The organism is Aeromonas sp. 604282 (assembly GCF_049170575.1).
GTDB classification, from domain to species: Bacteria; Pseudomonadota; Gammaproteobacteria; order Enterobacterales; family Aeromonadaceae; genus Aeromonas; species Aeromonas veronii_A.
In genome coordinates this window covers 65096-91275 of record NZ_JAAKMV010000002.1, presented here as the reverse complement: position 1 = coordinate 91275, position 26180 = coordinate 65096, and the positions used below count along the sequence as shown (strand labels likewise).

At 56.6% G+C, this 26180-nt stretch carries 23 protein-coding genes, 3 tRNA genes and 1 pseudogene; 21 read left to right on the top strand and 6 right to left on the bottom strand.

What is annotated here, in order from left to right; translation table 11 throughout:
- The first annotated feature begins 29 nt into the window (after positions 1–29).
- The 8 genes from G5367_RS03500 to G5367_RS03465 all read left to right on the top strand — a co-directional run bounded on the left by G5367_RS03500 (position 30) and on the right by G5367_RS03465 (position 8471).
- Positions 30–788: a DeoR/GlpR family transcriptional regulator gene (locus G5367_RS03500; protein WP_005347045.1), complete on the top strand. Its 759-nt coding sequence runs from the start codon at positions 30–32 to the stop codon at positions 786–788.
- A gap of 317 nt (positions 789–1105) precedes the next feature.
- On the top strand, positions 1106–2593 hold the full coding sequence (gene glpD / locus G5367_RS03495) for a glycerol-3-phosphate dehydrogenase (protein WP_421243861.1): 1488 nt from the start codon (positions 1106–1108) through the stop codon (positions 2591–2593).
- Between the two features lie 96 nt (positions 2594–2689).
- Complete coding sequence (gene glpQ / locus G5367_RS03490) at positions 2690–3778, top strand: glycerophosphodiester phosphodiesterase (protein WP_005337531.1); 1089 nt, start codon at positions 2690–2692, stop codon at positions 3776–3778.
- Positions 3779–3996: 218 nt separating this feature from the next.
- Positions 3997–4479 carry a serine protease inhibitor ecotin gene (gene eco, locus G5367_RS03485; protein ID WP_005337529.1) on the top strand — a complete coding sequence of 161 codons (483 nt, stop codon included), beginning with the start codon at positions 3997–3999 and terminating at the stop codon, positions 4477–4479.
- A gap of 298 nt (positions 4480–4777) precedes the next feature.
- Positions 4778–5149 (top strand): DUF413 domain-containing protein, encoded by a 372-nt coding sequence (gene maoP / locus G5367_RS03480; RefSeq protein ID WP_005337527.1) that lies wholly within the window; start codon positions 4778–4780, stop codon positions 5147–5149.
- The gene (gene hdfR / locus G5367_RS03475) at positions 5149–6021 is read left to right on the top strand and encodes an HTH-type transcriptional regulator HdfR (RefSeq protein ID WP_421243860.1); all 873 of its coding nucleotides are present in this window, start codon (positions 5149–5151) and stop codon (positions 6019–6021) included. Before maoP ends, hdfR begins: the two co-directional genes overlap by 1 nt.
- A gap of 172 nt (positions 6022–6193) precedes the next feature.
- Positions 6194–7135, top strand: coding sequence for a hypothetical protein (locus G5367_RS03470; protein ID WP_005347040.1), 942 nt, complete (start codon positions 6194–6196; stop codon positions 7133–7135).
- A 145-nt stretch (positions 7136–7280) separates the two neighbouring features.
- Complete coding sequence (locus G5367_RS03465; RefSeq protein ID WP_005350888.1) at positions 7281–8471, top strand: amino acid aminotransferase; 1191 nt, start codon at positions 7281–7283, stop codon at positions 8469–8471.
- Positions 8472–8573: 102 nt separating this feature from the next.
- Here the strand turns inward: G5367_RS03465 and G5367_RS03460 are convergent, their stop codons facing one another.
- Together G5367_RS03460 and G5367_RS03455 are read right to left on the bottom strand one after the other, a co-directional pair.
- The gene (locus tag G5367_RS03460) at positions 8574–9077 is read right to left on the bottom strand and encodes a DUF2062 domain-containing protein (RefSeq protein ID WP_236345165.1); all 504 of its coding nucleotides are present in this window, start codon (positions 9075–9077) and stop codon (positions 8574–8576) included.
- Positions 9071–9589 carry a DUF2062 domain-containing protein gene (locus tag G5367_RS03455; RefSeq protein ID WP_005347037.1) on the bottom strand — a complete coding sequence of 173 codons (519 nt, stop codon included), beginning with the start codon at positions 9587–9589 and terminating at the stop codon, positions 9071–9073. Before G5367_RS03455 ends, G5367_RS03460 begins: the two co-directional genes overlap by 7 nt.
- A 27-nt stretch (positions 9590–9616) precedes the next feature.
- On the opposite strand from G5367_RS03455, the gene G5367_RS03450 reads away from it, so the two are divergent.
- The 11 genes from G5367_RS03450 (at position 9617) to G5367_RS03400 (ending at position 19823) form a co-directional block, all read left to right on the top strand.
- Positions 9617–11818, top strand: a complete 2202-nt coding sequence (locus G5367_RS03450) for a DNA internalization-related competence protein ComEC/Rec2 (RefSeq protein ID WP_421243859.1) — start codon at positions 9617–9619, stop codon at positions 11816–11818.
- Positions 11819–11922: 104 nt separating this feature from the next.
- A complete protein-coding gene (msbA, locus tag G5367_RS03445) occupies positions 11923–13686 on the top strand; it encodes a lipid A ABC transporter ATP-binding protein/permease MsbA (protein ID WP_421243858.1) in 1764 nt (587 codons plus the stop codon).
- Complete coding sequence (lpxK, locus tag G5367_RS03440; RefSeq protein WP_337072745.1) at positions 13686–14681, top strand: tetraacyldisaccharide 4'-kinase; 996 nt, start codon at positions 13686–13688, stop codon at positions 14679–14681. The genes msbA and lpxK overlap by 1 nt, the downstream gene beginning before the upstream one ends.
- Positions 14682–14802: 121 nt before the next feature.
- Entirely contained in the window at positions 14803–14991 is a 189-nt protein-coding gene (locus tag G5367_RS03435; protein WP_005347033.1) for a Trm112 family protein, read from the top strand.
- A complete protein-coding gene (gene kdsB, locus G5367_RS03430) occupies positions 14988–15737 on the top strand; it encodes a 3-deoxy-manno-octulosonate cytidylyltransferase (RefSeq protein ID WP_421243857.1) in 750 nt (249 codons plus the stop codon). Before G5367_RS03435 ends, kdsB begins: the two co-directional genes overlap by 4 nt.
- Positions 15738–15949: 212 nt before the next feature.
- Positions 15950–16594: a UvrY/SirA/GacA family response regulator transcription factor gene (uvrY, locus tag G5367_RS03425; RefSeq protein ID WP_005337448.1), complete on the top strand. Its 645-nt coding sequence runs from the start codon at positions 15950–15952 to the stop codon at positions 16592–16594.
- A 127-nt stretch (positions 16595–16721) separates the two neighbouring features.
- Positions 16722–18575 (top strand): excinuclease ABC subunit UvrC, encoded by a 1854-nt coding sequence (gene uvrC, locus G5367_RS03420; protein WP_139472809.1) that lies wholly within the window; start codon positions 16722–16724, stop codon positions 18573–18575.
- A 199-nt stretch (positions 18576–18774) separates the two neighbouring features.
- Entirely contained in the window at positions 18775–19329 is a 555-nt protein-coding gene (pgsA, locus tag G5367_RS03415; RefSeq protein WP_031227442.1) for a CDP-diacylglycerol--glycerol-3-phosphate 3-phosphatidyltransferase, read from the top strand.
- A 181-nt stretch (positions 19330–19510) separates the two neighbouring features.
- Positions 19511–19586: transfer RNA gene (locus G5367_RS03410), tRNA-Gly, on the top strand.
- A gap of 35 nt (positions 19587–19621) precedes the next feature.
- Positions 19622–19695 (top strand) — tRNA-Cys (locus G5367_RS03405).
- Between the two features lie 41 nt (positions 19696–19736).
- Positions 19737–19823 (top strand) — tRNA-Leu (locus G5367_RS03400).
- Positions 19824–19981: 158 nt separating this feature from the next.
- On the opposite strand, the gene G5367_RS03395 is transcribed toward G5367_RS03400, so the two are convergent.
- On the bottom strand, positions 19982–20803 hold the full coding sequence (locus G5367_RS03395) for a hypothetical protein (RefSeq protein ID WP_421243814.1): 822 nt from the start codon (positions 20801–20803) through the stop codon (positions 19982–19984).
- 149 nt (positions 20804–20952) lie between these two features.
- Here G5367_RS03395 and G5367_RS03390 point away from each other — a divergent pair.
- A pseudogene (locus G5367_RS03390) lies at positions 20953–22157 on the top strand (IS3 family transposase).
- Between the two features lie 387 nt (positions 22158–22544).
- A complete protein-coding gene (locus tag G5367_RS03385; RefSeq protein ID WP_421243813.1) occupies positions 22545–23774 on the top strand; it encodes a hypothetical protein in 1230 nt (409 codons plus the stop codon).
- A 271-nt stretch (positions 23775–24045) separates the two neighbouring features.
- Here G5367_RS03385 and G5367_RS03380 read toward each other — a convergent pair whose 3' ends face one another.
- The 3 genes from G5367_RS03380 to G5367_RS03370 all read right to left on the bottom strand — a co-directional run bounded on the left by G5367_RS03380 (position 24046) and on the right by G5367_RS03370 (position 26172).
- Positions 24046–24255: a hypothetical protein gene (locus G5367_RS03380; RefSeq protein WP_421243812.1), complete on the bottom strand. Its 210-nt coding sequence runs from the start codon at positions 24253–24255 to the stop codon at positions 24046–24048.
- A 191-nt stretch (positions 24256–24446) separates the two neighbouring features.
- Positions 24447–24572, bottom strand: a complete 126-nt coding sequence (locus G5367_RS03375; RefSeq protein WP_421243811.1) for a hypothetical protein — start codon at positions 24570–24572, stop codon at positions 24447–24449.
- Between the two features lie 343 nt (positions 24573–24915).
- Positions 24916–26172 (bottom strand): GTPase, encoded by a 1257-nt coding sequence (locus G5367_RS03370; RefSeq protein ID WP_421243810.1) that lies wholly within the window; start codon positions 26170–26172, stop codon positions 24916–24918.
- Positions 26173–26180 lie beyond the last annotated feature (8 nt).

Below are 26180 nucleotides of genomic sequence, written 5' to 3'. Positions count from 1 at the left end.
TTTTTCCGTTTCATCATCGGAGTGCAAGCGTGAAGCAAACCCAACGACATCTGGAGATACTGGACGTCCTGACGCGGCAGGGATTTGTCTCGACCGACGATCTGGTGACCCACTTTGACGTCAGCCCCCAGACCATTCGCCGGGATCTGAACGATCTCGCCGAACAGAACAAGATCCGGCGCCATCATGGCGGTGCCTCCCTGCATTCGAGTACCGTCAATACCGCCTACAGCGCCCGTAAAGTGATGCAACTCAAGGAGAAAGAGCGCATCGCCCGCGAGGTTGCGGCCAATATTCCCGACGGCTCATCGCTCTTTATCGACATAGGCACCACCACCGAAGCCATTGCCCGCGCCCTGCTCGATCACCGTGAGCTGCGTATCGTCACCAACAACCTCAACGTGGCCAGCATCCTGACGGCGAAGGATGACTTCACCGTCATCATTGCCGGTGGCGAGATCCGCAACCGCGATGGCGGCATCGTGGGGGAGGCGACCCGCGACTTTATCGGTCAGTTTCGCATGGACTATGGCGTCATCGGGATTTCGGGGATCGATAACGACGGCTCCCTGCTCGATTTCGACTATCACGAGGTGAAGATTGCCCAGGCCATCATTGCCCACTCCCGTCAGGTGTTCCTGGCCGCCGACCACACCAAGTTCGGTCGCAATGCTATGGTGAACCTGGGCAATCTCAGCCAGATCCACGCCCTCTTTACCGATCAGGAGCCACCGGAAAAGCTGACGCGATTGATGGCACAACACCAGATCGCCTGCCACATCTGCTGACGGCGAAACACGCCAAGGCTGTGTCGGTCGCCCGTCAGGGCGGCCTCCTTTCTTTTTTTGTCTCCGATTCCTGCACTCATCTCACCCCTTTATGGGTATTGCCAAAACCACTATTCAATCTGGTTTTTTTGGCTATTAACCCGCCGCTTTTGGCCCGACGCCATTCGTTCACCTGCCGTACCACTTTTGCCACCTCTGGCGGGCTGTGGCGATCACACTTTCACCATAAAATGTTCGTTTGTTGTATTTTCATGTTCTAAAATGAGCGAAATCAAACATTGCTGTTAAAGCAATCATAAAAATGAAAGTAGGTGAACATGAGCGAACATTATGATCTGGTCGTCGTCGGTGGCGGCATCAACGGGGTCGGCATCGCAGCCGATGCGGCAGGGCGGGGCCTGAAAGTTGCCCTGTTTGAGGCGCAAGATCTCGCCTCTGCCACCTCGTCCAACTCCAGCAAGCTGATCCACGGCGGTTTGCGCTATCTCGAACATTACGAATTCCGGCTGGTGAAAGAGGCGTTGGCGGAGCGTGAGGTGCTGCTCGGTATGGCGCCTCATATTGCGCGTCCCATGCGCTTTCGCCTGCCGCATCGTCCGCACCTGCGTCCGGCCTGGATGATCCGCGCCGGTCTGTTCCTCTATGACAATCTGGCCAAGCGCGACAAGCTCAAGGGGAGCTGTGGCGTGCGCTTTCTGCCGCAAGATGGCTTGACCGCAGGGATCAACAAGGGGTTTGAATACTCGGACGCCTGGGTCGACGATGCCCGGCTGGTGGTACTCAACGCCATGATGGCCCGTGACAAGGGGGCCGACGTGCAGACCCGCACCCGCTGCATCAAGGCAGTGCGCGGTTCCAAACACTGGACGCTCACTTTGGAGCGGGAAGGGGGCGAGCAGTTCACCGTCACCTGCCGTGGTCTGGTCAATGCGGCGGGCCCCTGGGTCAAGACCTTCTATGACGAGAGCCTGCACGAGAAATCCCCCCGCGGCATTCGCCTTATTAAAGGCAGCCACATGATAGTGCCGCGCATCCACGAGCGCGAAGAGGCCTATATCCTGCAAAACGAAGACAATCGCATCGTCTTCGTCATCCCTTATCAGCAGGACTACTCCCTCATCGGCACCACCGATGTGGAGCATCACGGCAGCCCGCGGGAAGCGAAGATCAGCGAGGCCGAGATCAATTACCTGTGCAAGGTGGTCAACGCCCACTTCACTCGCCAAATTGCGCCGCAAGATGTGATCTGGACCTATGCCGGGGTGCGTCCGCTCTGTGATGACGAATCAGACTCGCCGCAGGCGGTGACTCGTGACTACACCCTCGAACTGTCTGGCGAGTCTGACGGTGCGCCGCTGCTCTCGGTATTTGGCGGCAAGCTCACCACCTATCGCAAGCTGGCGCAGGCCGCCTGCAACAAGCTCAAGCCCTGGTTCAGCCAGATGGGGGATGACTGGACGGCGACCAGCCGTCTGCCCGGCGGCGAGTTTGACTGCTCGGTACGCGAGCTGGCCCGCGCCTTTGCGCTGGAGTTTGACTGGCTCGATGATCGCAGCGCCCTTCGCATTGCCGAGGCCTATGGCGCCCATGCCCGTCTCTGGCTGAAAGAGGATCGCGGCATTCACTTCGGTGGCGGCCTCTACGAGTCGGAAGTGCGTTATCTCATCGAGCGGGAGTGGGCCTGTTCACTGGATGATATCCTCTGGCGCCGCAGCAAGCTGGGGCTGCGCCTGAACGAGTCAGAGCAGCAGATGCTGCAGATCTGGCTCGACCAATACCATCAGGCTCTGCGCAAGGCGAGCTGATGAGTGACGGTGGGCAGTGCGCTGCTGCCCACCGTAAATATGAAACAAACCTCTGATAGAACAATTACCTACACACAATAATAAAGAGCATCACATATGAAAAAACTCGCCGTTTCCCTCATCGCCTTGAGCCTTGGGGCCTCCCTCTCATTACCCGTGTTGGCTGCCGATGAAGGCAAGGTGGTGATCGCCCACCGTGGCGCTTCCGGCTACCTGCCCGAGCATACCCTGGAGTCCAAGGCGCTGGCCTATGGCATGGGGGCCGACTATCTGGAGCAGGATCTGGTGATGACCAAGGATGACCAGCTGGTGGTGATGCACGATCACTTCCTCGATGGCATCACCGATGTGGCGGCGCGCTTCCCCGGCCGTGCCCGTCCGGACGGCCGTTATTATGTGGTGGATTTCACCCTGGACGAGGTGCGTTCCCTGCGCATGACCGAGCCGTTCCAGCTGGTGGATGGCAAGCAGGTGCCGGTCTATCCGGCCCGCTTCCCGCTCTGGAAGTCAGACTTCAAGATCCACACCTTCCAGGAGGAGATCGAGATGATCCAGGGGCTCAACAAGAGCACCGGCAAGAACATCGGCATCTACCCGGAGATCAAGGCGCCCTGGCTGTTCCGTCACGAAGGCAAGGATATCTCCAAAGCAGTGCTGAAGGTGCTCAAGGAGTACGGCTACACCGGGAAGGATGACAAGGTCTATCTGCAGTGCTTCGATGCCGATGAACTCAAGCGCATCAACAGCGAACTGATGCCCGCCATGGGTATGGATCTGAAACTGGTGCAACTGATGGCCGAGACCGACTGGAACGAGACCATGGTCTACGACGCCAAGGGCAAGGCGACCCCCTACAACTATGACTGGATGTTCAAGCCGGGAGCGATGAAAACCATCGCCAGCTATGCCGAAGGGATTGGCCCGTGGAAACCGATGATCGTCACCGAGCCGGGCACTTTGGGCAAGCCGGTCTTCACCGGCATGGTAAAAGAAGCCCACGCGGCGGGCCTGAAAGTTCACCCCTATACCTTCCGTCAGGATGAGGGGCAGATCCCGGCCTATGCCAAGGACTTCACCGATCTCCTTAACATCTTCCTCTATCAGGCCGATGTGGACGGGGTGTTCAGCGACTTCCCCGACAAGGCGGTGGCCGTCATCAAGGCCCATCAAGAGGCGGCCAAATAGCACTCTGGCGCCATTTGAATGCAAAGCGAGGCCAATTGGCCTCGCTTTTTGTTTCAGGTTCCCGTGACGGTAGTGTGCACCCTGTCAGAAAATAGCCAGATCACGTCATGGTGTGCCGGATCTGCATCATTTTACGCAGTTTTTACGTAGCAGATCGCTGGCATGAAATCGGCAGAGCGGTTAGTCTAGCGGCGTTGAACCAACCCCATGAGGTACAGATGAAAACCGTATTGCGTTTTAGCCTGCTGGGCGCCTTGTTGCTGGGTGGCCATGCCTTCGCCGCCGAGCCGAAAAAATTTGATATCAGCATGTTCCCAGCCGCTGACGTGAATCAGGAACGTGTGGTGATCCGCCTGCCTGAAGTCGAAAAAGAAGCCGACATGATGGTCGAGCTGCAGGTCGGCAAAAAGATGATGGTTGATTGCAACGTACCGCGTTTTGCTGGCAACCTGGAACAGCACAGCGTCAAAGGCTGGGGCTACAACTACCTGAAACTGGGCAAGGTCTCCGACCCCATCAGCACCCTGATGATGTGCCCGGATAACCAGCAGAAAGAGACCTTCGTCCAGATCTACGGTCAGGGCTTCTTTGTGAACTACAACTCAAAACTGCCGTTCGTGATCTACGTGCCGCAGGAGTATGAAGTGCGCTACCGTCTGTGGCGTGCCGACAACCTGGCCCAACCGGCCATGATTGAGTAAGCATGTTTGAACCAAAGGTTCAGCTGGTTCACCTGATGTGATAAATAAAGCGCCGTATGGCGCTTTATTTTTGCCTGCACAGTCCAGAAAGTGACGTGTAAATTGGCTGCACGTTTACATAAGTTTATTATTTATCAACGTTTTTTGTGTGTTATGCCACAAAATCGGCGTCAGCGATGGGGCAAAGTGACTTCGATAAAAGATATTTATTAACATAGTGAGAAAATTGATTTTGCACTCGGCGATGGCCTGATGATACTTGCCCGCAAAGGTCAAACTAACCAGAAAAAAGAGCACTATGAGCTTCGAATCAGACAAGCGTTTCAACGACTTCAAACATTTTCCCCGTGGCCTGCGTCGCAGTGGCGAATTCACTGTGGCCGAAGCGGACAGTCTGGAAAAGTATGGTACCGCCATGCTGGCACTCTACCAGGGCAACCTTGCACCCCGTGACGATGTCGAGTCCGCCTTCGTCGAGCAGGTCAAATCCGGCGCAGCCGGTGCCAACCCCCATGCCAAGGTGTGGTTCAAATACCTCAAGGTGATCGGTCCCAAGCGCGTTCATCGCCTCTGCACCGTTGTTGGCGGCGCCAGCGAAGAGAGTAGCGGTGGCGGCAGCTTTGATGTCGGTGGTGGCAGCGGTGGTGGCAGTGACGAGTCCATCGATTAATGGATACCGAGCTGCTTCGGACCTTTATCGAGGTGAGCAAGACCCGGCATTTTGGCCGGGCTGCTGAAAATCTCTACCTGACCCAGTCGGCGGTGAGTTTCCGGATCCGCCAGCTAGAGCAGCAACTGGGTGTCAGTCTGTTTGCCCGTCATCGCAACAACATCCGCCTGACCGCCTCCGGTGAGCGTCTGCTGCCCTACGCAGACGCCATCTTGCACACCCTTGGTCGTGCCAAGCAGGATGTGGCGCTCTCACCAGGATTCAGCCAGCAGTTGGCCATCGGCGCGCCCGCGGTGTTTTGGGAGCTCGATTTCAATGACTGGCTCAACCACATCTATGCGCTGGCGCCCGGCTTGGCGGTGCGGCTGGAAACGGCTTCCCGCGAGCACCTCTGCCGCCAGTTGCTGGAGCGCTCCCTCGATCTGGCCCTGCTCTCCGAGCCCACCAAGATCGACGAGATTGCCCTGCATCCCATCGGTGAGCTGGTGTTCGAGCTGGTGAGCCGGGATCCGGCCGCCAATGCCGACAACCTGATGCAGATGCCGCACATCCATCTCGACTGGGGCACCAGCTTCGAGCCACAACCCAGCCGCTTGCAGAGCCTGCAAAAGACCCCGGTGCTGCACTCCAGCTCCGCCAGCATGGCGTTGCAGTTTGTGCTGGCCAATGGTGGCGCTGCTTACCTGCCACGGCGGATGGTCAGCCCCTTCCTCGAGAAGGGCGCGCTCCATCTGGTGGAGGGGGGCCAGCCGCTGAGCCGTCCGCTCTATCTCGCCTATCTGGAGAAATCCGATCGCCGGGAGCTGATCGATCAGCTACTGACCCTGCCACTGGGTTGGTACGACGCCGAGCTGCGCCTCAACGTCGAATAAGCGTCGAGTGTTATCCAAGGAAGAGCCCACCCTATGGTGGGCTCTTCTGTTTGGGGGAAAATTGCAGGGAGCGGGGTCACGTAATTGGCGCGGGAGGCTTGGCGTCATCGGCCTGTAACGGTACCTTTTCAGGCTGTTTATCCGATTGAGCACTGACAGGGATGGATTGTAATTGATCGACTTTAGTCACCCCGAATGGCGAGCGCTGGCGCAGCAGTTGCTGAGTCATTCACCTGTGGTGATCCGTGGCCGCCAGTGGCAACCGCTGGTGGGCCTGCTCAAGGATAACCAGCTGCTGCTCGCCCATGGCAGCCACAGCTATGAGCTCACCCCGGCCGGGCGGCGCTATCTCACCCGCGAGCTGATGTTGGCCGAGATCGCCACCGCCCCCCCCGAGCCTGAGGAGTGGTTGCATGCTCAGGGCTGGCAATTGGGGGAGCAGGTCAACGAACGGGTGCTGGCGGCGCTCTATCGCAAGAGCGAAGTGAACTTCACCCCCAACGAGCAGATCGATTTCGAGGACAAGGGGATCCGGCTCTGTGCCGATCAGCTGTTGCGCTTGCGCGCAGCCCAGCCGTTCAGCCTCTTTTTCAGCGGCGGTACCCTGATCGACGCAGCCCCCTGGTTGCAGGCGCTGGGGGAGGTGGCCTTGCCCGAGCGCACCCTGGCGGGTCTTGGCAAGATCCTGTGGGGGGAGGGGAGTATCGAGCGGGTGATCACCACAGATAGCGTCGGCGCCTTTGCCGAGCTGCCTCTTGAACCCGGCACCTTGCTGGTGTGGGCTCCTCCATCGGCTCCTCTAGCCTTACAGCAGGTGGTGGCCGCCTTGCCCCCCAATGTGTTGTGGAGTCATCTCACCGCCCTCGACCCTGCCGGGGTTGATCGGCTACAGGCGTTGGCCCAGCGCTTGGGCCGTCCGGCCAGCTGGTGGCTGCCCCGTGATCTGGCCCCCATTCTCAGTGCGTATGCCCAGCCTTTGACCGAGGCTCGGCCCTGGGAACCGAGCCGGATCCCCAAGTCATTGTTAGCAGTTTGTAGCGGTTTGGTTGAGTCCAATGGTGGCTTGTCGGCCGAGGTATGCGCGCTGGCACCAGCGTGGCATGCCGTTGGTTGAAATTGGCCTGAAAGCGAGCCAAAAAGCGGTTTTCCCCCATTGAACGCGGTGATATAAAGAGTTGACGAAGCGCTCGCCAGATGAGCGCTTTTGTTTATCAAGCCGCTTTGCCACCCAACGAACTCAACGGAATACAGGGAATACCATGTTTGAAAAGGTTGTTGCCGCCCCAGCGGATCCGATCCTGGGCCTGACCGAAGCCTTCCGCGCTGACTCTCGCAGCCACAAGATCAATCTGGGCGTAGGGATCTACAAGGACGAGTCCGGTGCCACCCCCATTCTTCACTGCGTCAAGAAAGCCGAGCAGAAGCTGCTGACCGACGAGAAGACCAAGAACTACCTCGGTATTGAAGGCAATATCGAATATGGCCGTATCGTGCAGCAACTGCTGTTCGGGCAGCATTCTGCGCTGGTTGCCAGCGGTCGTGCCAAGACCGCCCAAGCGCCGGGCGGTACCGGTGCCCTGCGTATCGCGGCCGAATTTGTGGTGCGCAATGGTCTGGCCAAGACCATCTGGATCTCCGATCCCACTTGGGCCAACCACGTCAGCGTATTCCAGGCCGCGGGCCTGACCGTCAAGTGGTACAAGTACTACGACGCCGCCACCAAGGGGCTCGACTTTGCCGCCATGCAGGCTTCGCTGGCCGAAGTGCAGCCGGGTGAGCTGGTGCTGCTGCACGGTTGCTGCCACAACCCGACCGGTATCGATCCCACTAGCGATCAGTGGCGCGCGCTGGCCAAACAAAGTGCTGCCGCCGGCTGGTTGCCGCTGTTTGACTTCGCCTATCAGGGTTTTGCCCGTGGTATCGAAGAGGATGCCGAAGGCCTGCGTATCTTCGCCGAATGCCATGACGAGCTGCTGGTGGCGAGCTCTTTCTCCAAGAACTTCGGCCTCTACAACGAGCGGGTCGGTGCCTTCACGCTGGTCAGCGCAACCAAAGAGATCGCCGATGTGGCCTTCACTCAGGTCAAGACCGTGATCCGTGCCAACTACTCCAACCCGCCGTCACACGGCGCCGCTGTGGTCACAGCCGTGGTGAGCGATCCGGCTCTATATGCCGAGTGGGTCGAAGAAGTGGCCGCCATGCGGGTGCGTATTCGCGAGATGCGCGAGCTGCTGGTTGAGAAGCTGGCTGCCCTCGGCGTGAGCCAGGATTTCAGCTTTATCCGCGAGCAGAACGGCATGTTCTCCTTCTCCGGTCTCACCAAGGATCAGGTGGAGCGCCTCAAGAGCGAATTTGCCATCTATATCGTCGGCTCCGGCCGGATCAGTGTGGCCGGTATTACCCGCGCCAATATCGATCCCCTCTGCGAGGCCATTGCCAAGGTGCTGTAATCCCATCGCCTGATGCTCTGGCGCTATGCAGCACTATGCCATAAAAAAGCCCGTCACCTTGGTGACGGGCTTTTTTGATCGCCAAACAAGGGGAAGGGCGGCTCAGTGGTGGCGGGCACCTTGCCACCATTTGCGCAGTTGCAGCAGCAGCGCGGTCAGAGCGCCGCCGCTAAGGGCGGTGAGTACCGCCAGCAGCAGGCTGCCGAGCAGGAAGGGGGGCACCAGGGTCGCCGCCTCCTGTTCCAGCCAGTGGAGGGTCCAGCTGAGGTGGAAAGGCTCCGGCGTCTGGTGCAGCACCAGACAGCCGGTGCGATAGGCATACAGGTACATGAAGGGGAGGGTGAGCGGGTTGTTGAACCAGACTGCCAGCAGTGCCAGCGGCAGGTTGAGGCTGAATGCCAGCGCCAGACCGACTGCGATGAGCGAGTGCATCGGGATGGGGAACCAGCAGGCGAAGATCCCGGCTGCTACCGCGCCGCTCAGGGCGCGGGTTCCCCCTTGCCAGAGTGCTGGGGCAAGCAGTCGTTCACCAAACAGGGCAAACCACTTCTGCTGGCGCAGGGTATCGGGATCGAGCTTGAAGCGGGCAAACCAGCGACTCAGCATGGGCGGGCCATCTTGCGTTTTTGCCACTGGCGCACTGTGCTGATCCGCCAGAAGGTGCGGATCAGGGTGTAGCCGATAAGGGAACTGAGCAGGGCCAGGATCAGCGAGCCCAGCAACAGCGGCGGTGCCACTGTGCCCAGTACCGAGACCAGCCACTCCCAGGTGAACTCAATCTCTATCTGCTGTGCTGAATGTCCCATGAGCTGGCAACCCACCAGATAGGCACCATAGAGCAGGGGCGGCATGGTAAAGGGGTTGGAGAGCCAGACCAGCGCCACCGAGAGCGGCAGATTGACCCGGCACAGAATGGCGCCACCGGCGGCCAGCAGCATCTGGCAGGGAAGCGGCACCCAAGCCATGAAGAGGCCCACCGCAAATGCCCCGGCGGCCGATCGCCGGTTGAGGTGCCAGAGGTTGGCATCGAGCAGCAGTTTGCCGAACAGCCGCAAGTGCTTGTGTTCTTTCAGGGTTTGCTGATCGGGCATCCAGCGTTTTATGAGTCGTTTGGGCATATTGAAACCTTGCTAAATACTTGCTCCATGGATCTGCGTCTGTTGTCGTTTGCCCTGGGGGCAAGCTCCTCACTGCTCTGGCCATGGTTACCTTCACTCGCATGGGGGGGCCTGTTGCTGTCCCTGCTGATCCCCCTTGCATATTGCCGTGCCTGGCGGTGGCTGTTTCTCCTGCTCGGCATCCTCTGGATGCAGGCCAATCTTGCCTATCGGCTGGCCTGGCTGGAGCGGTTGGGCGATCAGACGAGCCACATGATAACCGCACAGCTGCAAAGTGCAGAGCCCGAGGGGGATAAATTTGTCCGGCTGCTGCTGCGGGTGAGCACCCTCGACGAGCAACCGGTGACACCTGAGCCCTTGATCCGGGTCAATGCCTACCAGGCATTGCCAGCCATGACAGTAGGCAGCCGGATCACCCTGGTGACCTCGTTGAAACCGGCTCACGGTCTGGCCAACGAGGCGGGGCTGGATGGTCGGCGTCTGCTGCTGGGCAAGGGGATCGCCGCCACCGGCAATTTGCGCCGGGTGATCGACATACAACAGGCACCTGCGGGGTGGCGTGAACGCTGGTTGGGCGCGGCGACCGAGAGTTGGCGCCCACTTGATCATGCCCCCTTGCTGGCGGCGCTCACTTTTGGCGAGCAGAGCGGCATCACGGATGCCCAGTGGGAGCTGTTTCGCGGCAGCGGCCTGACCCATATCATCGCCATATCAGGGCAACACATCGCGCTGGTGGCGGTGCTCGGGTGGTGGCTGGGCAGGCTGTTTGGCCTGCGTGGCGCCATCATCACCTCCCTGCTGTTTGCCGCCGTCTACAGCGCGTTGGCCGGGTTTGCGGTGGCCACTGAGCGGGCCCTGATCATGGTGCTGGTTTGGAGTGTGCTGCGCTGGAGCCGACGAGAGTGGCCGGCCTGGCGCATCTGGCTGTGGGCCTTTGTGGTATTGACCCTCTGGGATCCCTTCGCACTCTATTCGGCCGGCTTCTGGCTCTCGTTTCTGGCGGTGGCCATCTTGCTGCTGGTGGGATATCTCCACGACAAGCCGGGGCTCTGGCAGATCCAGCTCTGGCTCCTGCTCGGTCTGCTGCCGCTGCAACTGGCGTTGTTCGAGGGGATTGCGCCCCTTGCCATGGTGATCAACCTGTTGGCGGTGCCGCTCTTTTGTATCGCCATCATCCCGCTGGCCCTGATAGGTGTGCTGCTGGCGCCGCTATCCACCTCGCTTGCCTATGTCCTGTTCTGGCTGGCGGATCTGGGGCTCGGGTGGGTGCTGACGATTCTGAACTGGCTGGCCGATCAACTGCAACTGTGGTGGTCACTGCCCGGCTGGTGGCTGCCGCTCTGCACCCTGCTGTTGCTGCTCGGGGTCGCCGCGCAGTGGCGCCCGGCACGCTGGCTCTGGCTGCCGGGGATGTGTGCGCTGTTGCTCACGCTCTGGCCAACGCCTGCCCGCTGGCAACTACGGGTGCTGGACGTGGGGCAGGGGCTGGCGGTGCTGATCAGCAAGGGGGAGCGAACCATCCTCTATGACACCGGTGATCGCTATCCCGGAGGCTACAACATGGCGGACGCTGTGATCCTGCCTCAGCTAAGCCATCTGGGGATCCGGGTCATCGATCGCCTCATCATCAGCCACAAGGATCGGGACCATGCCGGCAATCGCAAGCGACTGCTCAGCGCCATGCCGGTGCGTCACGAGCTCTCCTCTTACCCCTTCAGTGAGGGAACAACGCTCTGCCAGCGTGGGCAACAGTGGCGCTGGCAGGGACTCTCGTTTGCAGTGCTCTGGCCAGAACGCCCCGGTGGCGGGCGCAATAACGATGGCTGCGTGGTGCGTATCAGCGATGGGCAGCGCAGCGTGCTTCTGAGCGCCGATATCGAACGGCAGGCTGAGCAACGGCTGGTGGCACTGGAGGGAAAGGGGTTGGCCAGCACCTTGCTGGTGAGCCCCCATCATGGCAGTCGCACCTCCTCCACGCCCCCGTTTGTCGCGGCGGTGGCTGCGCAGGAGGTGATCCACAGCGCCGGTTTTATGAATCAGTGGGGCTTTCCCCGTCCCGATGTAGTGGCCCGCTATCGGGATGCCCGCCAGTGGATCACCGGTCAGCAAGGGGCGATCTTGGTCGAACCCACCGCAGCGGGCTTGCGCGTCACTGCCGAGCGAGATTCAGGCCCTTGGTACCGACGCAGTGGCGAGTGGTGGCGACCGCGAGTGTGGTTTGAGCAATAATCCGCCATTTCTGCCGTGGAGGGATGCTATATCGGTGGCGGCGCTTGGTGTAATCCTGCGCTTTGGCTAGAATAGCCCGTCATTTCCATTACTAACGGCTATTCATGCAACAAGAAACCTCACAAGAGAGCTGGCCAGTATTCAAACGCCTGCTCGGTTATGTCCGTGATCGCAAGCTGGGCCTGGTCGGTGGCATCATCGGGATGCTGGGCTACGCCGCCGTGGATACCACTTTTGTCTACTCCATCAAGCCGCTGATCGATCAGGGCATCAATGGCAACGACAGCACCGTATTGAAATGGATGCCTTTCTTCGTCCTCGGCATCGTGGCCTTGCGCGGTGTCGCCAACTTTCTCTCCAACTACTGCATGGCCTGGGTCGGCAACCACGTGGTGATGCGTCTGCAACAGCAGGTGTTCAATCACATGGTGGCGATGCCGATGAGCTTCTTCGACCGTCAGAACACCGGCCATCTGCTCTCCAAGGTGACCTATGACGCGAGTCAGGTCTCCTCGGCGGCAAGTACCACGCTAGTGACCCTGGTGCGGGAAGGGGCGACCGTGGTCGGCCTGCTCGGCCTGATGTTCTGGCACTCCTGGCAGCTGTCAGTGATCTTTTTGGTGGTTGGCCCGCTGGTGGGCATCATCATCGGCCTTATCAGCCGCCGTTTCCGCCAGATCAGCCGTCACATCCAGCAGGCGGTAGGGGATATCACCACCTCCACCGAGCAGATGCTCAAGGGGCACAAAGAGGTGTTGATGTTTGGTGGCCAGAAGGTGGAAGAGAAGCGCTTCTTCCAGGTCAGCAACAACATGCGCCAGCAGACCATGAAGATGGTCGCCGCCGATGCCATCGGCAGCCCGGTGGTGCAGATGGTTGCCTCCATCGCGCTGGCTGCGTTCCTCTACGTCGCGACCATTGACAGCGTCAAATCAACCCTGACTGCCGGTACGTTTACCGTCATGATCACCTCCATGATGATGTTGCTCAAGCCGCTAAAAAGCCTGACCGACGTCAACAACCAGTTCCAGCGGGCCATCACCGCCTGCCACAGCCTGTTTGGCCTGCTCGACACCGAGCCGGAGCAGGATAGCGGCACCCGCACTCTGGAGCGTGCTCGCGGCGAGATCGAGTTTCGCAACGTCACCTTCACCTACCCGACCAAGGACACCCCGGCGCTGCACAACGTCAGCTTCAAGGTGGAGGCGGGCAAATCGGTGGCGCTGGTGGGCCGTTCCGGCTCTGGCAAGAGTACCATTGCCAGCCTGTTGACCCGCTTCTACGACATCGATCAGGGCGAGATCCTGCTGGACGGCATCAACATCCGCGAATACAAGTTGAGCGAGCTGCGCAAGCAGTACGCGCTGGTCTCCCAGCATGTCCACCTGTTCAACGACTCGGTGGCCAACAACATCGCCTACGCGGCAGAAGACAAGTACAGCCGCGATCAGATCGTGCAGGCCGCTCGCATCGCCCACGCTGACGAGTTCGTCAGCAAGATGCCGCAAGGGTACGACACCGTGGTTGGTGAGAATGGTGCCTCTCTTTCTGGCGGTCAGCGCCAGCGCGTTGCCATCGCCCGCGCCCTGCTGCGCGATGCGCCGGTTCTGCTGCTGGATGAAGCCACCTCAGCTCTCGATACCGAGTCCGAGCGCCACATTCAGGCGGCCATTGACGAGCTTTGCAAGGCCCGTACCTCGCTGGTGATCGCCCACCGTCTCTCCACCATCGAGAAGGCGGATGAGATCCTGGTGATCGACGAAGGTCATATCGTCGAGCGCGGGAACCACGAAGCATTGATGGAGCAGCGCGGCACCTATGCCCAGCTGCGCGCTATTCAGTTTGGCAACGCGGGAAGCAAGGCCTGATGCTGGAACGGCTCTGGTATCGCAAAAGTGGCTGGCGCTGGTTGCTGGCCCCCTTTGCCCTGCTGTTTGCCATCATCAGCGGCAGCCGCCGCTACGCCTATCGTCACGGCTGGCGCAAGGGGTATCGCGCCTCCTTGCCGGTGATCGTGGTGGGTAATATTTCGGTGGGGGGCAACGGCAAGACGCCGGTAGTGGTCTGGCTGGTGGAGCAGTTGCAAGCCCGTGGCTATCGCCCCGGGGTGGTGAGCCGTGGTTATGGCGGCAAGGCGCCCCATTACCCCTATCGTCTGGATGAAACCAGCACCACGGCGCAGGCGGGGGATGAGCCGGTGCTGATTGCCAGGCGCTGCGGCTGCCCCGTGGTGGTTGCTCCGAAGCGGGCCGACGCGGTACGACTGCTGGAGCAGAGCGGTGAAGTGGATATCATCATCACCGACGATGGTCTGCAGCACTATGCGCTGGCCCGCGACATCGAGCTGGTGGTGGTGGACGGCGCCCGCCGTTTCGGCAATGCCTGCTTGCTGCCCATGGGGCCGCTGCGCGAGCCGGTCACTCGTCTCAAACGGGTGGACGCCATCATCTGCAACGGCGGTGAGCCGGGCAAGGGGGAGTACCCCATGCAACTGGTCGCCGACACCCCGCGCCGGGTGCGCGACGATGCACCGCTTGCCGCCCCCTTGTCGGGGCCGGTCGATGCGTTGGCGGGGATTGGTCATCCACCCCGCTTCTTTGCCACCCTGGAAGGGCTCGGCTATCAGCTGGAACAGCAGGCCGCCTACGGCGATCATCATCCCTTTGATCGGGATGAGCTGGTGGGCCGCTTTGCCAGCAAGCCGCTGCTGATGACCGAGAAGGATGCGGTCAAGTGCCGCCCGTTTGCCCTCGATAACTGGTGGTATCTGCCGGTCAGTGCCGAGTTGCCCGCCTCCCTGCTCGATGCCCTGCTGCACAAGCTGGGGGCGAAGGCAAAGGGCGCGACTAGGGCGCAAGATTAATCTCTCCCGCCTGAGCGGGAGAAGTGGACCAATAGCGGTCCCGTATGGAATAGCTGGTTGCTCGACATCCATCGCTGGCGTGATGAAGCCGCCAGCGCGACATCGTTGAAGGAGTATCGTTTTGGCTTTGGACATCAAGTTGCTCGACATCATCGCCTGCCCGGTCTGCAAGGGTAAGCTGCACTACAACAAAGCGGTTCATGAGCTGGTCTGCCGCTTCGACAAGCTGGCCTATCCGCTGGAGGAGGGGATCCCGGTACTACTGGAGAACCGTGCCCGTCCGCTCAACAGCGATGAGCTGCCGTCATGAGTTTCGTCGTCGTTATTCCTGCCCGCTATGCGTCAACTCGTCTGCCGGGCAAGCCGCTGGCGGATATCCATGGCAAGCCCATGGTGCAGCACGTGGTGGAGAAAGCTCTGCAATCAGGTGCCGATCGGGTGATCGTTGCCACCGATGACGAGCGGGTACAGCAGGCACTGCAGAGCACCGGCGTCGAGGTGTGCATGACCTCACCGGATCACCAGTCCGGCACCGAGCGTCTGGCCGAGGTGTGCCGTCACTACGGCTTTGCCGCCGATACCATCATCGTCAATGTGCAGGGGGATGAGCCGCTCATTCCGCCCGCCATCATTCGTCAGGTAGCGGATAATCTGGCCGCCGCCACGGCGCCGATGGCGACCCTGTCGGTGCCGATCAAGGATGCCGAAGAGGCGTTCAACCCGAACGCAGTGAAAGTGGTGACTGACAAGGATGGCTACGCCCTCTACTTCAGTCGCGCCAGCATTCCCTGGGATCGGGATCGCTTTGCCAACAGTCACGAGCAGATTGGTGACCACTACCAGCGTCATATCGGTATCTATGCCTATCGCGCCGGCTTTATCCAGCGTTATGTAGACTGGGCGCCGAGCGTGCTGGAGCAGGTCGAGGCACTGGAGCAGCTGCGGGTGCTCTGGTACGGGGAGAAGATCCACGTCGCCCAGGCCCTTGAAGCGCCGCCGGTCGGGGTGGATACCCAGGCCGATCTGGAGAAGGTGCGCACCTTTTTGGCCAAGTGATGGCCACAGCACTAACGTCATGAAAAACGGTGTCGCAAGGCACCGTTTTTTGTTTTGAAAATTTATATAATTATTTGATTTTAAACGCTAAACATGGGTTTTCTCAAACTTTTGGCGTGCATGGTTTGCCAAAGCGACGAGTTTGGTTATGATGCAAGACGCCCTGTTAACCCTAACCGGGCGGCTAAAACGAGATAAAACGGGGTGTTTGGGTGATAAATGTATTCCTGGTCGATGATCATGAGCTGGTGCGTACAGGGATAAGACGCATTCTTGAAGATGTGCGCGGGATCAAGGTGGTGGGTGAGGCACAGAGCGGCGAGACCGCAGTTACGTTCTGTCGCCAACACCATCCGGACGTGATCCTGATGGACATGAACATGCCGGGTATTGGTGGTCTGGAAGCGACCCGCAAAATTCTGCGGATCCGCCCCGATGTGCGCATCATAGTGCTGACCATTCATTCAGAAAATCCATTCCCCACCAAGGTGATGCAGGCAGGCGCCGCCGGTTACCTGACCAAGGGGGCTGCTCCCGACGAGATGATCCAGGCGATCCGGCTGGTGCACTCCGGTCAGCGCTACATCTCCCCGGAGATTGCCCAGCAGATGGCCCTCAGCCAATTTGCCTCCGCTGACGAGAATCCCTTCAAGTCCCTTTCCGAGCGCGAGCTGCAGATCATGATGATGATCACCAAGGGGCAGAAGGTGACCGATATCTCCGAGCAGCTCAACCTGAGCCCGAAGACGGTCAACAGCTACCGCTATCGTCTGTTCAGCAAGCTGGGGATCAACGGTGACGTGGAACTGACCCATCTGGCCATTCGCTATGGCATGCTGGATGCCGATACCCTCTAATCGGGTGGCGTGTGGTCACAAAGGCGGCGCGTGCCGCCTTTTTGCTTTTCTGCCCTTTTGCTTTTCAGGCGGCGGGGGCAGTATGCTCTGCCCGTCAATTTTTGCCTTTGTGTGAGCCGAGTAGCTGATGACCCTCTCTCCCGAACCACTCTTCGACAGCAAGGCGTTTCTGAGCGCCGTCACCCATCAGAGCGGCGTCTACCGCATGTATGACAGCGGTGGCACCGTGATCTATGTGGGCAAGGCCAAGGATCTGAAAAAGCGGCTCGCCTCCTACTTTCGCACCAACGTCGACAGCATCAAGACCCGCACCCTGGTGCGCCAGATCGCCGATATTCAGGTCACCGTCACCCACACCGAGACCGAGGCGCTGATCCTCGAGCACAACCTCATCAAGCAGTACCAGCCCCGTTACAACGTGCTGCTGCGGGACGACAAATCCTACCCCTGGATCATCATCACCGCGCACCAGCATCCGCGCATCGGCGTCCATCGCGGCGCCCGCAAGATCAAAGGAGAGTACTTCGGCCCGTACCCCTCTGGAGGCGCGGTGCGCGAGAGTTTGCATCTGATGCAGAAAATATTTCCGGTACGCCAGTGCGAGGATGCGGTCTACGCCAACCGCACCCGTCCCTGCCTGCTCTATCAGCTCAAGCGCTGCGCCGGTCCTTGCGTGCCCGGACTGGTGAGCGAGGCCGAATATGCCCAGCAGGTTGAGCTGGCCAAGCTGTTTCTGGCGGGCAAGAACCAGCAAGTGATTGGCGAACTGGTGGGCAAGATGGAGTCCGCCAGCGGCGATCTGCGCTTTGAAGAGGCGGCCCGCTATCGGGATCAGATCCTGGCGCTGCGCCGGGTTACCGAACAGCAGTCGGTGAGCGGCAACGTGCTGGACGAGCTCGATGTGGTGGGGGTGGCCTTCCAGCAAGGTGCTGCCTGTATTCACGTGCTATTTATCCGTCAGGGCAAGGTGCTCGGTTCGCGCAGCTACTTCCCGAAAGTGCCGGCCGATACCCAGCTCGACGAGGTGGTGCAATCCTTCCTGCTGCAGTTCTATCTGTCGGGGCAGGGGGGGCGGCAGATCCCGAGCGAGGTGCTGCTCGATGTGGCCCTCGAGGACGAAAGCGTCATCGCCGAGACACTCAGCCAGACCGCAGGCTACAAGGTGCGGGTGGTGAGCCGTACCCGCGCCGAGCGGGCCCGCTTTATCAAGCTCGCCTCCATCAACGCCGAGACGGCGCTGCGCTCGCGGCTGGCTCACAAGAGCACCATCACCGCCCGCTACGACCAGCTGGAAGAGCTGCTGGAGCTGGAGCGCCCCATCGCTCGCATGGAGTGTTTCGATATCTCCCACACCATGGGGGAGCGCACGGTGGCCTCTTGTGTGGTGTTCAACCGGGAGGGGCCGCTTTCATCGGAATATCGTCGTTTCAATATCGACGGTATCACTGGTGGTGATGACTACGCGGCGATGGAGCAGGCGCTGGAGCGCCGCTTTGGCAAGCAGCAGGAGCCGGACAAGGTGCCGGACGTGCTGTTTATTGACGGTGGCCTCGGCCAACTGCGCCGCGCCGAAGAGATCCTGGCCCGTCAACTGGAGTTCCTCGGCGGCAAATATCCGCTGCTGGTGGGGATTGCCAAGGGGGTCACCCGCAAGGCGGGGTTGGAAACTCTCATCATGGGGGAGAGCCACGAAGAGCTGCATTTACCGGCAGATATGCCCGCTTTGCACCTTATTCAGCATATTCGCGATGAATCTCACCGTTTTGCCATTACTGGCCACCGAGCCAGACGGGCCAAGGCCCGCACCAGCAGCAGTCTGGAGGATATTCCGGGGGTGGGCCCGAAACGGCGGCAGGCGCTGCTCAAATATCTGGGTGGCCTGCAGGAGGTGAAAAAGGCGAGCGTGGATGAACTGGCCAAGGTACCCGGCATCAGTCAGGAGCTGGCCCAGACCATCCACGACGGCTTGCACAGCGCCTGAGCAGGGTTAGCAGCATGGCAAAATCGCTAACTCCTTGATGCACAAGAGCCGTGACGCGGGGGGGCCGTAAATGCCATAATGGCCCTCGCATTTTGAGAAGATTGATGGATTAAAAAGACCAAGACGGGCGCCAGTGCGGTTGCATCGCAAATCGGCTTTGGCGCACTATGTAGCGACGTACAAGAAGTGGCTGAAAATAATGACAAATATACCTAACCTGTTGACGTTTTTCCGGATTTTGCTCATTCCCGTCTTCGTCATCCTGTTCTATCTGCCTTATCAATGGTCCTATCTGGCTGCCGCCATCATCTTTATTCTGGCCGCTGCCACCGACTGGTTTGATGGCTATCTGGCTCGCAAGCTCAATCAGTCCACCGCCTTTGGCGCCTTCCTTGACCCGGTTGCCGACAAGATCATGGTTGCCGCCGCACTGGTAGTCATCGTTGAACACTACAACACCATTTGGGTGACCATCCCCGCCATGACCATGATTGGCCGCGAGATCATCATCTCCGCCCTGCGTGAGTGGATGGCTGAGCTCGGCAAACGCTCCTCGGTGGCGGTCAGCTGGATTGGCAAGTGGAAGACCATGATCCAGATGGTGTCGCTGACCGGTCTGATTTGGCAATACAACGTCTGGATGGTGTGGCTCGCCTATGTGATGCTCTATGTCGCCACCGTGCTCACCTTCTGGTCGATGTTCCAGTACATGAAGGCAGCCTGGGGCGATCTGACCCACCACGCCAACCTGTGAGTCACTTGCGCCGCAAGGTGAGGTTTCCGCTGATTTGAGGCAGGAAACGGCCAAAGGCGCTAAAACTGTTCAAAAAGGGCAAAAAACGCCCGAACGATCAGGTAATTAAATATTTCTGGTTGACTGGGCGAGGAACATCGCTAGAATGCGTCCTCGTAGTCAGGCAGTCAGCCAGACCAATGCGGGAATAGCTCAGTTGGTAGAGCACGACCTTGCCAAGGTCGGGGTCGCGAGTTCGAGTCTCGTTTCCCGCTCCAAATTCAGACAATAGAGAACCAACTCTCTTTTGCATGGCGCGTTAGCAAAGCGGTTATGCAGCGGATTGCAAATCCGTTTAGTCCGGTTCGACTCCGGAACGTGCCTCCATATTGACAAGCCCGCCACGCGAGCTTGATACCGATTGCGGTGCCCGAGTGGTGAAATCGGTAGACACAAGGGATTTAAAATCCCTCGACGTTCGCGTCGTGCCGGTTCGATTCCGGCCTCGGGCACCATTAAAATCAAAGAGTTACGAAAGGCCACTAGAAATAGTGGCCTTTTTATTTTTCCTAAATGGCGACAAAGTGGCGACAGCTGTTATCAGTATGTTCGATGTTGGAGTATTGGAAGGGTGAGGAGTACCAGACACACAGTGTCCGGCACAATAACCTCTCTATTTCTCAGTGTTGTTTTCTTTTGACGCTTTACCTGCAGTGTTTTTGGGGGCTATCCATGTCACTTGTTCTACCTGATCGTGACGCAATAGCATCATTTCCCCACCTTTGAGCCGATAAGCACAATGAGTAGTGTTACACATTAGACGGATGTGCGGCATGTCACCTAGCAGAGGTGACAAGGCCTTGTCTGATAGTACTCCTAAGTGGTCGCTTTCCAGCTTCTGTATCTGAGCCTGCGCGGCATCCCGCCCTTCACTGAAGCTGAAAAGTGTGGGTAGTAGAATGATAAGGGCGGGCACGATCAAAATGACAATGCGATCGTAAATGATTTTTAGCCAGACAATCAGGAGGTATAACTTGGGGGCTGGAACTCGCACTCTTCGGCGTATATATCGCCTTATTCTGGGGAATTTTATCATATCTATCTGATGGCAAAACCATGCCCATCTTAGGCGAAGTGATCCCCAAAGAAACAATGTGATGGCTAGAAAAAGTATGCCGAGAACGATGCCGAGGAAAGTAAGGCCATATATTTTCCCTGCCATCAGCCAGAGAAAGTAGCCTGTGGCTAGTGTGACATCGGTCGGCTGGGGAAGCTCCGATATATTGAGTCCATGAGCCTGACATTTTGCAAAAAAATGTGCCATGCCACTTAAGTAGATACTGGCGGTTATGAGTGGGATAGCTGCAAATATCGTGGTTAGATAATTGGTTATCTTAGTTGGCGGGTCTTCGGGCTCTGGTGACTTTCGTACTCGCTTGATATGTTGTTTTAACCAGTGCCAACGCTCCCAGTTGATCTCTTTTTTCTTCTTCATGTATCCCTACTCAAGAAACAATGAGCTTCAAACATGTCCACCATTGTACCGATACTATTAGATTGGCCCCTTGAAGATCCAGACACTTCGCCCCTCTTAACTTAAGAGGTAGTCTTGGAACTATGTTCAGTTCTAGTCGCAACGAGAAGATGGTCGAAGTGTTAACAGGGGCTGAGCGCCGTCGACGCCGGACTCCGCAGGAAAAGATCTCCATCGTGCAGCAGACCTTTGAGCCCGGAATGACCGTCTCTCATGTCGCTCGCTTGCACGACGTCAACGCCAACCAGCTTTTCAAATGGCGTAAGCAATTCCAGGAAGGGTCTCTCACGGCGATCACCGCCGGTGAGGATGTTGTTCCTGCCTCAGAGTTGGCTGCTGCCATCAAGCAGATCCGAGAGCTCCAGCGTCTGCTCGGGAAGAAGACCATGGAGAACGAGATCCTCAAAGAAGCCGTGGAGTATGGTCGAGCAAAAAAATGGATTGCGCATGCGCCCTTGTTGCCGGAGGACGACGATTAAGTGCTGTGAGCCAGGCCCTTAATGTATCGCGTGCGCAGCTATCCGTTCGTGTTCATCGAAAACCAGGTTGGCAAGATGGTCGTCATCATCGCCAGCATGATGATGCTGCCTTACTTGGCCGGGTCATGGAGGCGATGGCTGAGCTTCCCTCCTATGGCTATCGCCGAGTCTGGGCGCTGTTACGGCGTCAGTCAGAGGCAACACGACAGCCTGTGGTAAACGCCAAACGGGTATATCGCGTCATGCGCGATCATGGACTGCTGCTGGAAAGATAACCGGCTGCACCATTGACCCAGCGGGCACATAAGGGGCGTGTTGCCGTCAAAGAGAGCAATCGACGTTGGTGCTCAGATGGCTTCGAGTTTCGCTGCGATAACGGTGAAAAACTACGAGTCACGTTCGCCATGGACTGCTGTGACAGGGAAACCTTGGACTGGGCTGCTAGTACCGGGGGTTACGACAGTGCCACGGTGCAAGATGTCATGCTGAGGTCTGTTGAACGTCGCTTCGGGGATTCGTTGCCGGCATCACCGGTGGAGTGGCTGACTGATAATGGCTCGGCGTATCGAGCCCATGAGACCCGCGTATTTGCACGAGAGCTCGGGTTGGAGCCCTGAACGACTGCGGTGAGAAGCCCACAGAGCAACGGTATAGCGGAGAGCTTCGTGAAGACGATGAAGCGAGACTATATCGAGATGATGCCGAAACCAGATAGCCGAACAGCGGTAGGCAATTTGGCCATCGCGTTTGAGCATTATAACGAGCACCACCCGCACAGCGCCTTGGGATACCGTTCACCCCGGGAATTTCTGCGCAGTCGGGTATCACAACCCTAAGCGGGAAAAAGTGTCTGGATCTATGGGGTCAAATCCAGTAGTGGTCAACTAAATCCGGACACATAGTTAAGCCACTTTTCGGCTTCTGTTGGCGGTATCCCATCATTGTGTTGATGTGGTGCCGCCAGTAGAGTGTGAAAAGCAATATTTCGAACGGCTCAAAAGTGTCTTGAGAAGCCGGGGCGATTCAGAGGAAAGGCGCCGTGTTCGTCCGATTGGGTACTGCGACGAGCAAGGATAACCGCTTGATATTGATGATTTGCAGGAATTGTAGTAGTTGATCGGATACTCATGTTATGCGGCTTTCACCAACGCAGATATACGGTCAAGCGTCGTTGAATATAGCTGCTAGCGCTAATTTTATCTGAAGGAAGATGTAATTTTTAAATGAACACAGAAAAAGACAAAATATACCGCGTTAAAAAAGCAATTTTAACCGCCGATCAAAATTCTTCTCTTCAATATGTTATAGATAAAGATGAAGCCGCATTTAGCGGCGTAAGAATGTTGTACTCTACAAATTTTAGTGGTGCACAATTGCAGGTAGATGTCTCACTGAAGCATATTATTTCAGGTATCTTTGCCAAAGATCGATTGCTAGCATACTCAGATTCAATCAGAAATGAGATGGAGTTAGAAACATCTGTTATTGGTTTTAAGCAACGAGCATTACTTGATACGAACTTGTTGTCTGACCTTCCAAAGTACTTCAAGGGCATCGAGATTACAACAACGGAAAAGATCGAAAATGTCTTGACTGTGATCGAAAGAATATATGGTGGTGGGTTCGACTATACTTTCGCCATGCTAGAGAACTTAAGGCAATTTACTTGTGACAACAACCCTCATCCGGTTAATAAAGTCTCAGCAGCAATTTATCTCGACCACAAAATAAGAGGCGCCATCAATAAATCGAACACGGAAGGCGATATATTCGAGCCATATGTTGAGCAAGCTGAGTCAGTTTGGATGAGCTTTAGGTCAAGTGAAGTCGTGTGGGGCCTGGTAGATCGAAGAGACCTAGTCTATGCAGTTATGCTTAAAACCTTTCATATGTGCTGGACAAATACGAATATCACGATAGAAAAGGCTCTCCATATTCTTGTTGACTACTGCTTGGATGAGCTAGGTGTATTACCCCTCAAGGAAATCTACTTCGCATGGAAAGTTGTCATTGGATTCAGCATTGGTTTCTTTACGCCTGTTTTTGATGAGGGCTCTCTTAAGTCGCCAAAGGATGACTCGGTAAAGCGTATCGGGGCGCTTGCATGGGATCTGTTTATATTTAGATTCACGGAAACTTTACTTACAGAAGAGACTGGTAACAATTTTTACATTCCAAGCGTAACTACTTTGGATAAGGGATTACTCGATACGATCTCAAGCTGTCCAGTAAAGGCTATGATTTCTTTTCCAGAGCTTAAATATGTTGAAACAATCTTCGAGGATGAGCTTCAGTTTCAGCTGTGCTTAGACTCCTCAATGTCAGCGAAACAGAAAGAGAGAATATTAGATATAAGTAGAGGTATTAAAGGGGCCAAAAAGTCTAGACAGTATATGTCTATATCGATATCCGAGTTAGAGAAATCAATAAAGAAGCTAACTTCAAAGCGCTAATAAGGTGCAGCACTCACCGGTAAATTAATCGTTGCGCTCCTAATTTACCAGTGAGTGCTGCGTTAGGGAACATGCGAACAAGTCATGGGGCGTGAAAGTGATCATCTATAACTTGCTGTAATTTAAAAAGTAATTGTTCGATTTCGTTAAGGTCTGGACTTATTCGTACTATCCCTAAAGAAAACTCCATCATCGTTCATTTATCTCTTTAGCTTCGGTTCGCCTAATTTTAAATTGTGTGGCCGCAAAGCGGTCCCACTCCAGGGTTTTGTTATGCATCATTATCTGTTGGTAACACAGGCTTCTGCATTGGATTTATCTGTGCAAGAGCGCGAAGTATCAACGGTGCTGAAAAACCAATGTTAACAGCCAATATAGGGTTCAAAATTGTGTTTGATGAGATATAAAATTGAGCAAGACCACATCCCGGAATAGGAAGGATTAAAAATGGTAATCCCCCCCGAAAAAATGAGGTGCTCATAAATAGAACTTCCCCGAGCTTTGAATACCAGTGATAGCTGGCTCACCACTACATTACGATGAACAGCTGAGCCCGGCAGATTTCTAGATCCGTTACCACGATGATTGGAAAGTCTCTAGATCACTGGTAGCGATTCAAAAAGGGGCGGCGGATGTACCGTCACGCCCCTGCTACGTGGTCATGGTGATTCATCAACTCTTAGCTTCTTTACTACTCTTTGAGACAATGACGATAGCAACTATAAACACCATCGCGAGTTTCTCTAAATCCATCTCTGCTGCTTTAGCCATCAGAGAACCAAATAATGTATCGAACATGTGTAACCTCCGCTTATTCCTTGATTGAACGACAAACTCGGCACCAGCTTTGCTTGGTTACAGTCTGCTTTTGGTTTCTAAAGCCAAATTTAGCCTCAAGCTCCTGATAAGTGTTCGCTGTTACCTTTTGGCAATGTGGGCAAGTATGCGGCAACTGAATACTACCTGACATAATAAAATCCTTATTAAATGCATGAACGGGTAGAGTGATAAAGTAGTGCAAGCAGGTGAACATTACACCACCGGTTTTGTAGGCAACTCAGTATGCTCTCCTAACGACGAGTTGCCTATTCAAGCGGTGGCGATTCATTAGGGGCATGCACCGAGCTTAATTTTATCGACGTTATTTCTGCTCGGCTTTAAGGTGCGCGGTCTCTTTACCCTGCGCCTCTAGCTGATTTACCACCCAGTCAAACACGTCCTGCGCGCCAACCGGACCATCCTGCGACAAACGTGGATCAGGGTCAAATGCCGTTTCAATCACTTGTGAACCCCAGAAGCGCTTTGTGGCTTCCTGAATCACCTCAGCTTTATCATTCGGTCGCAGCATATCTATCTTGTTCAAACAGACCAACACAGGTTTACCCTCCGCCTTTAAGTTCTTCAGGGTCTGCACGTCATGACCTGATACACCACGGTTAATGTCAACCACCAACAGGAACAAGTCGGTGTGCTTGATGTTGTCGTTCACTAAGTCATTAACCTCGGAACGAACATCGTGGAACCCCGGGAAGTTAATCAGTTTAATAGTGCCGGTGTGCCCAAGGTCGTACACCTTAGTATCGGATGTTGAGCCTGCAATGGGATTGATATTGCCAGTATCGACACCGAATACGCTTTTAAATAGCGCATCTTTGCCAACAGAACCATCGCCTACCACGCTAATAGTAAGACGTTTCAATACGTTCTGTCGCAACATGGCAATGTGCACGATCGCTGGGACCGTCTTACGAAATGCTGGGCCTGCAATTTCTACTGCCAGCCATGCACCGGAAACAATCCAGCCAATGGGACCCAGGAATGCGCCCACGCCGCGCACCAGTGCCGCATTCGCCGCGAAGTTGAGGCCATTGCCCAACAGCGAACGGGCCAGCATATTGGCCAGAATGACAGACATCCTATACACCGCAAAGCCGCCAAACTGGTTCAACATAACCTGAGAGGCCAATAATGTACCTGCCAGAATCGCTCCCTGATCTTGCTCGGAAAGATTCATCGAACGCATCAGTGCGCGGCGTTCTTCATCGCTCATTTTCTTCAGTGCATCAGAAAATAGATGCTGAATAATTAATTCTTCGTTGATCTCTACCGGCTTGTCTTCCGTGACCCCTTTAACTTTGAGCTTTTCACCAACGTCGCAGACTATTTCTTCATACCCCACACCGTCACCGCTGCGAAACAGGCTGGCGAAATCGTTGCTGCCCATTTTGCGCAGGTAATGGGCAATTTTCTGCGCATCAGGGAGTGTACTGCTGCGCTTCATCTGCAGGTTCAGTTCGTCTGGAGTGGTGCCAAGGTAGCCAAGCAGCGGCGTAATGTCTTCTTTGTTCTGTGCTAGGGTACGTTGTAAAACATCAACGAGTGAAAGAGTTTTGCTCATTATTTTTT